The sequence below is a fragment of the Stenotrophomonas sp. 01N47 genome (genome assembly GCF_056399165.1).
Window position 1 is genome coordinate 542,336 of sequence record NZ_JBFTQU010000001.1, and the last position, 12,601, is coordinate 554,936.

Sequence of the window (12,601 nt, forward strand, 5' to 3'; positions counted from 1 at the left end):
AATGATTCTTCTTTACTGTAAGGTAATGCCGCTGCCCTTGCCGCCGCGGGCTGTTCCCTTCCCCAGCCTTCGCCCGCCCCGTGCCCACACCTGTCGAATCGACGGATGTCGCGCAGCTGTGCGCCGCCCACTATCGGCCGCTGCACGCCCACGTCCGTCGCAAACTCCCACAACGCAGTGACGCCGATGATGTCGTCCAGGAAACCTGGCTGCGTGTCGTCAAAGTCGCCGCCAGCGGCCTGCTCAGCAATGGCCGCGCCTATCTGTATCGCGTTGCCCACAACCTGATCGCCGACCACTATCGCCTGATCCAGCGCCGTCGCGAAGAGGCCTTGGACGACGCGCAACTGCAGGCCATCGCCGATCCCTCCCCGTTGCCCGAGCAACGCCTGCTCGATGCCGAACAACTGCGTCACCTCGATGCGATCATCGCGGCCCTGCCGCCGCGCTCGCGCGAGGTGTTCCTGCTGGCACGCGTCGAGCAGTGCAGCCTGGCCGACATCGGCCGCCAGCTCGGCATCAGCCGGCAGACCGCGCATGGCCATCTGCTGCGCGCACTGGTGGCCCTGCAGCAGGTGCCGACCGCATGAGCCAGGATCCGATCGCCCGCGAAGCAGCGCGTTGGTGGCTGCATGCGCACGACGAACAGCGCGACGAAGCCGCCTTCACCCAGTGGTATGAGGCCGATCCGCGCCACGCGGCGCAGTACCAGCACCTGTTGCAGCTGTGGCAGGCCGGTGCAGCACTGCCGAGCCTGCAGCGGCAGCAGCAGCGTCGCCAGCGCCGACGACTGCGCGAAGCCGGCATCGCCGTGCTGCTGCTGTGTGCGCTCGGCCTCTACAGCCGGCACAACGCCCCCCTGCCGGAACAGATACTGCGCACGGCATCGGGCAAGATCGAGGAGGTGCGCCTGCAGGACGGTTCACGCCTGCAGCTCTCGCCGAACAGCGAACTGGGCGTGCGCATCGATGCCAACCGGCGTGCGTTGCAGCTGCGGCACGGCCAGGCCTGGTTCCAGGTCGTACCTGATCGCGACCGTCCGTTCCAGGTGCATACGCCGCACGGTACGGTCACGGCGCTGGGTACTGCCTTCGACATTGCGGTCAGTGGCGATGCCAGCGTAGTGACCGTCACCGAGCACCAGGTGCGCGTGGACAGTGGATTGGGCAGCAGCGAAGCGGCCGCCGGCCAGCAGCTGCGCTTCGACGGCACTGCGCCCTCGCCCGCGCTTGCAGCAGACCCGGCGCAGCTGGCATGGCGCGAACGCCGGCTGGCCTGGGTCTCCGCGCCATTGGCTGACGTCGTCCAGGATCTGGATCGCTGGCATGGTGGCCATACCTGGATCGCCGGCGACGCACTGCGGCAGCAACCGGTCACGGTACTGGCCGACGCGGATACGGCCGCGCGCAGCCGCGACCAGCTGGCCGCCGAGCTGCACGTGCGCGTTGTCCGTATCGGGCCCAACCTGCAGGTGTGGCTGCCGGCGAAGGCATCGTCCGATGCGCGCTGAACGCATCGACCCTGACATCCGGGCTGCCGCTGCGTCTTCCCAGGGTGACGACGCACTGCGTCACCCCCTGGAGCCCATGATGCTGTCCCACCGCCCCCTTGTTCTTGCGCTGTCCCTTGCCTGCGCCGGTATCGCCCCCGAGCTTGCTGCCAACACCCAGGCACAGACCAGCGCAACCCGCCGCTACGACATTCCCGCCCAGCCGCTGGTCACCGCGCTGGACGCCTACAGCCGCCTCAGCGGTGTCGATCTGGTGATCGGCCGTGCCCTGCCGGGCAACCAGAGCGCACCTGCGCTGCAGGGTGACTTCGACGACACTCAGGCATTGGCACGGCTGCTGACCGGTAGCGGCCTGCGTGCGCGCTTCATCGATGCACGCCGTGCCACTCTCGAACCGGCCCCGGCCAGCACCGACGATGGCAGCCGCCAGACCGGCCCGTTGCGCGTGCAGGGGCGCACCGCCCATGCCATTGCACCGGGTGCCGGGGCGAGCCAGTACGTTCCGGCCGCGCAGGATGGCTTCGCGCCGAAGATCGGCAGCGAACGGGTCGCCATGGCCGAGCGCCAGGACGGCAACAGTCTGCTGCGCTCGATGCCCGGCACCCACACCTTCCACTCGCGTAGCCAGCCAGGCCTGCAGGTCAAAATCCGCGGCATGGCCGGCGCAGGCCGGGTCAACACCATGATCGACGGCGTCACCCAGACCTTCCGCAACAACGCCGGCCATGGCTCGGGCGGCCCGTTCGCCTACGTCGACCCGTTCCTGCTGGCAGGCGTCGACGTACAGCGCGGCGCAGTCAGTGGTGGCGATGGTGCCGGTACGCTGGCCGGCAGTGCCAACTTCCGCACCCTGGACATCGAAGACCTGATCTCCGACGACCACGACTGGGGCCTGCGCGCAGGCTACCGGCACGGCAACAATGGCTATGGCAGCGGACGCACCTTCGCCGGCGCCTGGCGCCACAGCGAAGACGGCGGCGATCGCCAGTTCGGCCTGTTGGCAGCAGCCAGCAGCAGCCGCAGCAGTGAATACGCAACGTCCCATGGCCAGAAGAACAGTGCCGACCCCGGCAGCCAGCAGCCCAGCAGCTGGCTGCTGAAGGCGCGCCTGCAGCCCAGCGACCAGCACCGCCTGGACCTGAGCCACATGCGCTATGAAAACGACTTCTACCACAACTATCCCTGGCAGATTTCCGCTCGCAACCAGCGCGCCAGCTACCACTACACGCCCTACTCGCCGTGGATCGACCTGCGCGCCGGCTTCGCCGCCAACAAGACCCGGCTGTTCTATCCGCCCGTGGAAGATTCCAGCTACATCGGCCGGCGTACCCACAGCAGCCTGAGCAGCTGGAACGTGGACAACACCAGCCGCTTCGACATCGGCGCCGTACAGGCGCGCTGGAACACCGGCATCAAGCATCAATCGGACGTCTTCATTGCCGATACCCCGACCCTGCGTGGCGCCAACCCACAAGGGCGCAGCCAACTCGACAGCGTGTTCACCTCGCTGGAGCTGCAGTACGACATCTATGCGCTGTCGGCGGGCCTGCGCCAGGACCGCTATGGCATCCGTGGCCACGTCCCCACCTGTTCGGATGTGCCTGGGCAATGCCTGGAGATCGGGGGCGGTGGCATCGACGTCGATCGCACCCAGCATGCGCTCAGCCCCAGCCTCTCGCTGTCGGTGCAGGCCACTGACTGGCTGCAGCTGTTTGCCGAGGTCTCGCGTACCTCGCGGCCGCCGCGCGTGCAGGAAATGTTCTTCGAGAAGATCCCGCTGGAAGGGATGAGCGATGCCGACGGCGTCGGCGCCAACCCCTTCCTGCGCCGCGAGCGTTCGCGCAACCTGCAGTTTGGCGCCAACCTCAGCACCAGCTCGCTGCTGGTCGACGGCGACCTGGCGCAGCTGCGCCTGACCCGCTTCGACAACCGAATCCGCGACTACATCAAGCCGCAGTATCTGCTGATCGTGCATCCGCCGGAAGTCGAACCGTTCGTGGTGCCGATCGACAGCGACCCGCAGCTCAACGCGTGGACCGACAACCTGGACGTGGACGACTTCAGCACCACCACGCGATGGATGAATCATACCGGCGTGGTGCGCATGCGTGGCCTCGAGCTGGAAGCGCACTACGCCAGCGAGCACTACCACGCCACCCTCAGCTGGACGCGCTCGCGTACCAGCGCGCCGGCCATCGAATTCGTCAACCTGGAAGACATCACCGCCCTGCCCGACCGCTACTGGACGCTGGATGTCGGCGGCCGCTGGTGGCAGCAGCTCCTGCAGGCGGGTGTGCGCGCCGAGTACTCCGGCCCCACCGAAGAAGGCTATGACTTCTTCCAGACCCGCAAGACCGGCGGCACCGGCGTGCTACTGGACTTCTATGCCAGCTTCAAGCCACAGGCCAACACCACGCTGTGGCTGAACATCGAAAACCTGCAGAACAAGGCCTATGACAACAACGCCTCCATCGACAGCATCTTCAGCCCGATCCTGGACCGCGGCAACGGCCGCGGCCGTACCGTCTCGGTGGGCGTCAATGTGGCGTTCTAGCCAGCGCTGGCTGGCGCTGGGGCTGATCGCGCTTGCATCAGTGACCAACGCGCAGCCGATGCCCGGCAAGGTGATCGATCTTGCCAGTGGCAAGGAACTGGATCAGGCGGCCTTCGTGCAGCGGGTTGCCGCCGCTGAGCGCGTGCTGCTCGGCGAACGTCACGATATCGATGCCGACCATGCAGCCCAACGCTGGCTGTTGCAGGCATTGCAGCAGCAGCGTCCACAGGGTGCGCTGGTGCTGGAGATGATCGCCAGCGACCGCCAGCCACGGCTGCAGCGCGTGCAGCGCTGGCTGGACAGGGGCCATCAGGTCGAACCGCAACGCCTGGCCGAACTGCTGGACTGGGATCCCCGCTGGCCTTGGCCACGCTATGGCGGACTGGTGCAGATCGCCACCGACAGCGGCATTCGCCTGCAGGGCGGCAACCTGTCACGCGCTGACGTAAACACGCTGCTGGCGTCATCGCCCGAGGTGATGTTCCCGACCACCGGCGCGCGGCAGCGGTTGTCAGCAGTGGTGCTGGCGCAGCACGCCGACGCTGCGCCCATGCTCGATGGCATGCTCACCGTTCAGCACGCACGCGACACTCGGATGGCACGGGTGCTGATGCAGTCGCCGGCACCCGCCCTGCTCGTCGCCGGCCGCTGGCATGTGCTGCGTGGCACCGGCGTGCCCGGCTATCTGCCAGCATCTGCGCCAGCGCTGGTGATCACGCTGGCATCAACCGACGAAGATGTGGCGGGCGATGACGCCGACCTGTTGTGGGTAGTCAGCGATGAGTGAGCGTCGGCAGCACTGGCAAGCGGTGACGATCAGCATCGGGCTGCACCTGCTGCCGTTGCTGCTGTTCGTCCATTGGGTGTCCACCCCGCCGCTGCTGCCGCCGCCGGAACAGGACGTGCGCATCAGCCTGCGCCTGCTGGCACCGGCCACGCCACCGCAGCCGGTGGAAGAACTGCAGTCCGAGCGCCCCAGCCAAGCGCAGCAATCACGGGCGGCCGAAACGCGGAAAGCCCCCCCGCCACCGCGCGCCACGGCGGCACCCGAAGGCAACCTCGCCGCCAGCCAGAAGAATGGCGACGGCCACCAGCCCTTGCCTGTGGCCCCGCCTGCGGCCGCGACCGATGCCCGTTCCGCACCGGCATCGATCACGGCCGCACCGCCCACCCCGGACGCACCACCGGCGGACTTCCAGGCCGGCGCCGCCAGCGACCAGTGGGAAGCCCGCCTGATGGCGCGGCTGGAGCGTTACCGCTACTACCCCGCCGTAGCGAGGTCGCGGCGCCAGCAGGGCACCGCATGGGTCAGGGCCAGCATCGACCGCGACGGCCAACTGCGGGCATTGCGCCTGGAACAGTCCAGTGGACAGCCGATGCTGGATGAAAGCGCGCTGCAGACATTCCGCCGCGCGCAGCCTCTGCCCCGGATTCCAGAAGAACTGCCAGCTCCGCAGGAACTGGTGGTGCCGGTGGAGTACTACCTGCGCTAAGCGCTGTAGGCCTCTGCCTCGATCTCGAACAGCATTCCGTCCAACGCCAGCCGCGGCACCGGAATCAACGTGCAGGTCGGCGCTGCGCGATTAGCCCAACGTCGCCGCACCTGGCGGGCGATGATGCCCAGGCGATCTTCGTCGTGGTCGACCACCAGGATCCGCAGTCGTGCAACATCGGCCAGATCCGCATGCGCCGACCGCAGCGCGGTCTGCAGATTGTCCAGTGCCTGCGACACCTGCTCCTCGAAGCTCGGCGACAGGCTTCCCTGGTCGTCCTCGCCCCCCTGTCCGGCGATATGGATCACACGCGCTGGCAGTCGCACCACCGCCACGTGCGAATATCCGTTGGCACTGGGATCGTGCAGGCCAGGCGGATCGAACAGATCCAGCAGGCCATGGCTGAAGTCCGGGGTGGTCAGCAGGTTCATACCGCATGCCTCGTGGGGAATGCGACGCAGTCTGCGACCTCAACTGCTGTTGAGGTCAAACCGCCTGCATGCAACAAAGCGGTCCACCACACGCAACGATCGGCAGGAACAACATCAGGTCCACGCCGGGTCCGCGGTGAAATCGATCGTCAGCCAGAACGTGCTGCTTCGCGCGTCCAACCGCACTGCAATCTCATCGCGCATCGCGTCCACCTCACCCACCGTGCCCAGCGGCGTCGACGGCGACGTCAGGATGTGGATCTCGATGAAGCGCATCCGCCCCATCTTCGCCACATGGCTGGTGAAGCCGGCATAGTCATGCTCGGCCACGAACGCCTGCATCACCTGCTGCACGCGTTCGTCCAGATCATCGGGTGCCACCTGCAGCACTTCTCGCATGGCCTTCCACGCACTGCGCGCCGGCACCGGCAGCACCGCCAGGCTGATCAGCGCCAGTACGATCGAGTCCAGATAGGGCACCCAGTGGTGCCACTTACCGCCATGCAGCACCAGCGCCAACACGAAGGCCAGCACCACCGCCAGGCTCATCAATCCGCCCAGCATCCAGCCACGTACATCCAGCCACAGCAATGCCGACTGCAGCCTGCGGGCCCGCTGGGCCACGAACGCGGCCATGCCCAGGTTGCTGGCACTCAGCAGCGCCGCCCACCACAGCGCCGGCCCGAACTTCACTTCGTGCCCGCCGGTGGTCAATCCAATCACCGCGTTGGCCAGTGCGTAGACGCAGGCCAACGACAGGATCACTCCGCCCAGCGCCTCGACCATCGGCTCCAGGTGCCAATAACCGTACTGGAAGCGCGGGCTATGCTCCCGCGCCACCAGCCGCAGCACTGACAACGACACCAGGGTCAGGGCTACGTCGACCAGGCTGTAGATGCCGTCGAACAGGATGGCCTGCGATCCCACCAGCAGACCACCGATGAAGCCGACCGCGCTGACCGCCACGGTGACCCCGATCGAGAACTTCAGGATGCGTTGCTCGCGCGCGGTATCCATCGTTCGCCGAAGGGCCGACCGTACCGGCTCAGGCCTTCAGCACCTCCACCTTGTAGGACGGCACGTCGCCATCGCGCTCGATGATAAGGCCATGCACATCCGACTCGAAGCCCGGGAAGCGCGCATTCTGCTCGCGGGCAATGCGCAGCGACTGGATGATCGGTTCGTCGCGGTCGCCGAAGCGCTCGCCCGGCATGATTGTCGGGATGCCCGGCGGATACGGCACCAGCATCGTTGCAGCGATGCGGCCGCTGATCTGCTCGATGTCGACCCGCTCGATCTCGCCCTTCACCAGGTGGTTGTAGGCATCGGCCGGGGTCATGACCGGTGTCGGCAGGTCCACGTACATCTCACGCATCACCTTGGCCACCGCGAACTCCTGGTTGAACGCATGCAGTGCGTCGCACAGGTCACGCAGGCCCCAGCCGGCATAAGCATGGGGATAGTCGGCAGCCAGCGACGGCAGCGCCTGGGTCAGCGGCGCGTTGCGGTCGTACAGCTCCTTGAACGCCATCAGCTCGGTAACCAGGGTGCTCCACTTGCCCTTGGTGATGCCCATCGAGAACAGGAACAGCACCGAGTACAGGTTGGTCTTCTCCACGGTGATGCCGCGGCCCCACAGGAACTTGCTCAGCACCGCAGCCGGGATGCCCAGCTTGCCCATGCTGCCGTCCATCGACAGCCCCGGTGTCAACAGGGTCACCTTGATCGGATCGATCAGCACATAGTCATCGACCAGGTTCTCGAACCCGTGCCAATGCGCATCGGGCTGCAGGTACCACTCCTCGCGCTTGGCGACCAGCGGCGCCGGTGTATCGCCCTTGTCCAGGCTGCGCTCGACCTTTGTCGGTTGCCACACGCTGAACCACCAGTCATCGCGGCCCAGATCGTCGCGTACATGCAGCATCGCCCGGCGGAAGGCGATCGCCTCGTCATGCATTTCCTGCACCAGCGAACGCCCCGCATCCCCTTCCATCATCTTCGAGGCAACATCACACGCCGCGATCACGCCGTAATGCGGGCTGGTCGAGGTATGCATCATGAACGATTCGTTGAAGCGTTCGGCATCCAGGTCGCGGCTGGCCGAATTGCGCACGTGGATCATCGATGCCTGCGAGAACGCGGCCAACAGCTTGTGCGTGGAATGGGTGGTGAAGATGATCGCGTCCTGCTCGCGCGGCTTGCCCTTGGCCATGCCGTAGTGGTTCTCGTAGAACGGATGGAACGCGGCATAGGCGTACCAGGCCTCATCGAAATGCAGGAAGTCGACCGCACTGCCGATCTCCTCGGCAATCTTCTCGGCGTTGTAGCACAAGCCATCGTAGGTCGAGTTGGTCACCACCGCGATACGTGGCTTGGAGCCGGCCTGATAGGCCTTGCTGGCCAGCGGATTGGCCGCGATGCTCTGCTGCAGGGCTTCCGGGGTGAACTGGTCCAGGCTGATCGGGCCGATAATGCCGTGCGCATTGCGGCTGGGCGTGAAGTACACCGGCACCGCGCCGGTCATGATCAGCGAATGCAGCAGCGACTTGTGGCAGTTGCGGTCGACGAACACCACGTCGCCACGGGCCACGGTGCCGTGCCACACGATCTTGTTGGCCGTCGACGTACCGTTGGTGACGAAGAAGGTGTGGTCGGCGCCGAAGTTGCGCGCGGCCTCGTCCTCGGCCTCCTTGATCGGGCCGGTGTGGTCCAGCAGCGAGCCCAGCTCCGGCACCGAAATCGACAGATCGCTGCGCAGCGTGTTCTCACCATAGAACTGGTGGAAGGCGCGCCCGACCGGTGACTTGGTGAAGGCCACGCCGCCGGCATGGCCCGGTGTATGCCAGGAATAGTTCGACTCGGCCGCGTGGTGGATCAGCGCCTTGAAGAACGGCGGCAGCAGGTTCTGCATGTAGTCTTCGGCCGCACGCATCACCTGCCGCGAGATGAAGCTCTTGGTGTCTTCGAACAGGAAGATGAAGCCGTGGATGTACTTGAGCAGCTTGCTCGGTACCTTCTCGATGGTGCGTCGCTCGCCGTACAGGAACACCGGCAGGTTGGCCCGGCGCGCACTCTGCTCGCGCAGGAAGGCGGTCAGGCGCTGGAACTCGCCATCGACCTCCTCGCTGCCGTCGATCGAGATCAGCACCGCCGAAGCGGCCACGTAGGTACGGGCGCCGGCGCGCGCGTCATCCAGGTTCAGACCGCACAGCACGCGCTGGTCATTGCTGCGCAGCTCTTCCACCAGTGCACGGATGAGGATGCCGCCGATACGCGGCGAATCGTAGTCGCCGTCAATGACGATGACCGGATAGTCCAGGGACTTGAAATACACGTTGATTCTCCTTGTCTAACTCAGGAACGCTGGGCGCCGGCAGAGATCGCCGCCGCCTCGCGGGAACGCTGCCGCTGCTGGCGACGCTCCTCGCTGAAGAAGGGATAGAACACAGTGATGAACAGCACGAACAGGAAGGCGTACTGCACGATCGTTCCCGACGAGCCGTAGATCGCCCACAGGCAGTACACGACCGTCAGGCTGGTCAGGGTCCAGAACGCACCGGTGTGCACCAGCGTGTGCGAACGCTCCACCACGAAATAGCAGGCCACGCACGAGTAGATGTACGGCAGCAGCGTCAACACCACCGCCGCCGAGGTGATCACGTCGAACTGGGCCGAAGCGGTCTTCGAGGTGGAGGTCACCAGCACCGCCAGCGTCATCAGCACGGCCACGATCAGCACGCCCTTGACCGGCACGTCGTCCTTGTTGGTCTTGCTGAAGATGCTCGGGAACAGGCCATCATCGGAAGCCGCCTTGGCACTCTGCGCGGTCAGCAGGATCCAGCCGCCCAGCGAACCGGCCGCGCCGACGAAGGCACACAGGCTGACCAGCGCACCACCCCAGCCTCCGACGGCCTTGGCCGCTGCCAGCGCGAACGGTGCGTCAGAGGTCTGCAGTTCGCCGTTGGGCACCATGCCCATGATCACCGACGAGCTGGCGATGTAGGCGATGGCGGCCAGGAACACACCCGCCAGGGTGGCGCGGGCGACGTTCTTCTCCGGGTTTTCAACCACGCCGGCCGTGACCGAGGCCGACTCGACGCCGATGAAGGCCCACAGGGTCAGTGCCGCCGCACTGGAGATCGCACCGAAGTTCGATTCGCCGGACACGTTGTACGCGCCCTTGAAGATGTCGGCATCGAAGAAGAACCAGCCGAAGATGGCGATGCCCAGGATCGGCACCAGCGCGAAGCTGGTGGTGACCGTCTGCACGCGGCTGACGAACGCCGGTCCGATCATGTTGGCAAAGCTCAACGCCCACACCAGGATCAGCACCGCGATGCAGCGCACCAGCGGCTCGGACAGGATCGGGAAGAAGTAGCTGAAGTAGCCCACCGCCGCGATGGGAATGGCAACGTTGCCGATCCAGTTGGCGAACCAGTAGATGGTGTTGGTCTGGAAGCCCATGTAGGGACCGAACCAATCGCGTGCATACGCATACGGGCCACCCGCTTTGGGCGCCAGCTTGCCGAGTTTGGCGAACACGAAAGCCAGCAGCAGCGCACCGGCCGTGGTGATCAGCCACCCCCATATCGAGGCGGTACCGATCTTGGCCAGGCTGGAGGGCAGCAGGAACACCCCTGAGCCCATCATGTTGCCGGCGACGAGGAAGGTGGCTCCGACCACCCCGATTTTCTTTGCTTCTGCCATGACAATCTCCTGTACCTGGCATGGGCCCGGTGAACCCGGGCGTGGGGAATGGCTACGCTGGCGTGCTGCCGCTGGCGCTTACTTGATGAAGTTGTATTGCAGGCTGCCCTGCACCCGGACCGTGTCGCCGCGCGCTCCGCTCTGCTGCTGCAGGCGGCCGTACAGCAGTTCCATGCCCATCGTCCACGACGGTGCCGGGCTCCAGATCAGGTTGAACACGCCGTAGCGGCTTTGCCGGAATGCATCGGTGGGCAGCGCCGCATTGCGTTCCAGGGTCAGCTGGCCGTAGATCAGGTTCGAGCGCCACAGATCCGACCAGTAATGGGTGTAACCGACGAAGCCACCGTGCAGGTCCAGCGCATCGATGCGTCCATCGGCACCTACCACCGCGTCAAGACCGGAACCGGTGAGATCGGCGGTATAGCGGCTCAGGCCGCGGCCGCCCAGCGCGCCGAACAGCAACAGATCGCGTTCCCCCACCGAGGCCGAGCCACTGAGCTGCGCGCCACCGGCAAAGACGCGGTCACGGCGGGCATCGCCGTCGTAGGCCAGACTGCGCGCCACGACGCCCAGTTGCAGGTGGCCCCAGTCACGCTCCATGCGCGCGATGGCACTCACATCCGGCAGTCGATTGACTGCCGCCATCGCATCGCTGGCGCCGGCCAGCTCGGTGTCCGGGTCTTCGGCGGCCAGCGTCAGGGTGTTGCCCTTGCCCAGTGCAAAGCTGTGATGGATGCCGGCCACAAGCAGGTAGCCGGCACCGCCGGGCCCAGCAAAATCCAGCGTGTCGGGCAAACTGTCCGGATCCATGAAGCTGGAATAGCCATAGCCTGCGTAGGTGTTGCCAAGCTGACCGTAGGCATGGCGCAGGCGGAATTCATAGCCATCGCTGCTGCCGAAGAAATCATTCTCCAGATAGAAGCGCAGGTTGCCGTGCGTGGTTGGACGCCGCGCCTCGAAGCTGAAACGCGTCTGCTTGGCGTGGATATTGAAGTTCGAGACGTCGCGATGGCTGCCGCCCACCGGCATCGACGAGGGAATGAACTGATCCTCGTCCCCGGCGCCGCGCGAATCCGCGATCGCATCGAGCTTGGCATAGCCACCGATGCGGATCACGGTGTCGGTGCCGGGAATGGCGAAGAAGCCTTTCAGGTCCGGATCGGTCGGGCCGGCGGCGCTGTCCGGGCGCGAGGCCGCCGTTGACGGATCGGCCACCGATTCACGCTGGGGCAGCACGGTCGGCGACACGCCGGGAACCTGGGTCGGGTGCAGGATGCCGCTGGCGGTTGACACCGTCGTGGTCGCCTGCGGTGCAGTGGGCGACGGCAGTACAACGGGAGCCGCAGCCGCGTGCTCTTCTCGTCGTTCAAGCTGGTCCAGACGCTGCTGCATGCCCTGCAGCGTCTGCCGCATCGCGTCGATCTCCCGACGCAATGCCTGCGCATCATCCTGTGCGTGCAACGGCATCGCTGCCATCGCCGTCAGACACCCCAGACTCAGTACCGCCAAGCGCATTGCATCCTCCCTGGACTGAAACTGCGGCGGTCCGGCCGTGCAGCGCGCGTGCGCCGCCCCGACCTCAACGAGCCGTTGCTGGAAATGCGGGTACTGCGTGGACGACCGTCGCCAGCCTGCGCGATGCAGGCAACAGGGCGATGACATTGCCCCACCTGCCCGGACAGCGCCGGAGTCGCTTCCACTGCGGCAGCGCTGCCTAAGGGGTGGCGACCGCAGGGGTCTGGGTAACAAGCGCTGGGTGAGAGTGTCGTGAATGGCATTGCGCGCACGCCCTCTCGAGGGCATGACGTGTGCGGCATCCATAGCGCAGTGACGCTGTATTCCATGCGCCAAGGCTAGTTCGACTGTCGTTTTTGGCCTTGATTGGGATCAAAGCGAAATGCTTGAT

10 protein-coding genes are annotated in these 12,601 nt (G+C 65.9%); 5 read left to right on the forward strand and 5 right to left on the reverse strand.

The window, feature by feature from the left end:
* The first annotated feature begins 80 nt into the window (after positions 1-80).
* The 5 genes from AC1DKR_RS02440 to AC1DKR_RS02460 all read left to right on the forward strand — a co-directional run bounded on the left by AC1DKR_RS02440 (position 81) and on the right by AC1DKR_RS02460 (position 5,557).
* On the forward strand, positions 81-590 hold the full coding sequence (locus AC1DKR_RS02440; protein ID WP_313250715.1) for an RNA polymerase sigma factor: 510 nt from the start codon (positions 81-83) through the stop codon (positions 588-590).
* Positions 587-1,510: a FecR family protein gene (locus tag AC1DKR_RS02445; RefSeq protein ID WP_478030884.1), complete on the forward strand. Its 924-nt coding sequence runs from the start codon at positions 587-589 to the stop codon at positions 1,508-1,510. The genes AC1DKR_RS02440 and AC1DKR_RS02445 overlap by 4 nt, the downstream gene beginning before the upstream one ends.
* Positions 1,511-1,589: 79 nt before the next feature.
* Entirely contained in the window at positions 1,590-4,064 is a 2,475-nt protein-coding gene (locus AC1DKR_RS02450) for a TonB-dependent receptor (protein WP_478030886.1), read from the forward strand.
* Positions 4,051-4,851 carry a ChaN family lipoprotein gene (locus AC1DKR_RS02455; protein ID WP_478030889.1) on the forward strand — a complete coding sequence of 267 codons (801 nt, stop codon included), beginning with the start codon at positions 4,051-4,053 and terminating at the stop codon, positions 4,849-4,851. The genes AC1DKR_RS02450 and AC1DKR_RS02455 overlap by 14 nt, the downstream gene beginning before the upstream one ends.
* Entirely contained in the window at positions 4,844-5,557 is a 714-nt protein-coding gene (locus tag AC1DKR_RS02460) for an energy transducer TonB family protein (protein ID WP_447945271.1), read from the forward strand. The genes AC1DKR_RS02455 and AC1DKR_RS02460 overlap by 8 nt, the downstream gene beginning before the upstream one ends.
* Here AC1DKR_RS02460 and AC1DKR_RS02465 read toward each other — a convergent pair.
* The 5 genes from AC1DKR_RS02465 to AC1DKR_RS02485 all read right to left on the reverse strand — a co-directional run bounded on the left by AC1DKR_RS02465 (position 5,554) and on the right by AC1DKR_RS02485 (position 12,210).
* A complete protein-coding gene (locus AC1DKR_RS02465; protein ID WP_025879232.1) occupies positions 5,554-5,988 on the reverse strand; it encodes a RidA family protein in 435 nt (144 codons plus the stop codon). The two genes, AC1DKR_RS02460 and AC1DKR_RS02465, sit on opposite strands and share 4 nt — an antisense overlap.
* A 114-nt stretch (positions 5,989-6,102) precedes the next feature.
* A complete protein-coding gene (locus AC1DKR_RS02470; protein WP_394197233.1) occupies positions 6,103-7,005 on the reverse strand; it encodes a cation diffusion facilitator family transporter in 903 nt (300 codons plus the stop codon).
* A 28-nt stretch (positions 7,006-7,033) separates the two neighbouring features.
* The gene (locus AC1DKR_RS02475) at positions 7,034-9,322 is read right to left on the reverse strand and encodes an Orn/Lys/Arg family decarboxylase (RefSeq protein WP_478030892.1); all 2,289 of its coding nucleotides are present in this window, start codon (positions 9,320-9,322) and stop codon (positions 7,034-7,036) included.
* Positions 9,323-9,342: 20 nt separating this feature from the next.
* Positions 9,343-10,695, reverse strand: a complete 1,353-nt coding sequence (gene adiC, locus AC1DKR_RS02480) for an arginine/agmatine antiporter (RefSeq protein ID WP_099821496.1) — start codon at positions 10,693-10,695, stop codon at positions 9,343-9,345.
* Positions 10,696-10,773: 78 nt separating this feature from the next.
* Entirely contained in the window at positions 10,774-12,210 is a 1,437-nt protein-coding gene (locus AC1DKR_RS02485) for a DcaP family trimeric outer membrane transporter (RefSeq protein WP_478030894.1), read from the reverse strand.
* Positions 12,211-12,601: the final 391 nt, after the last annotated feature.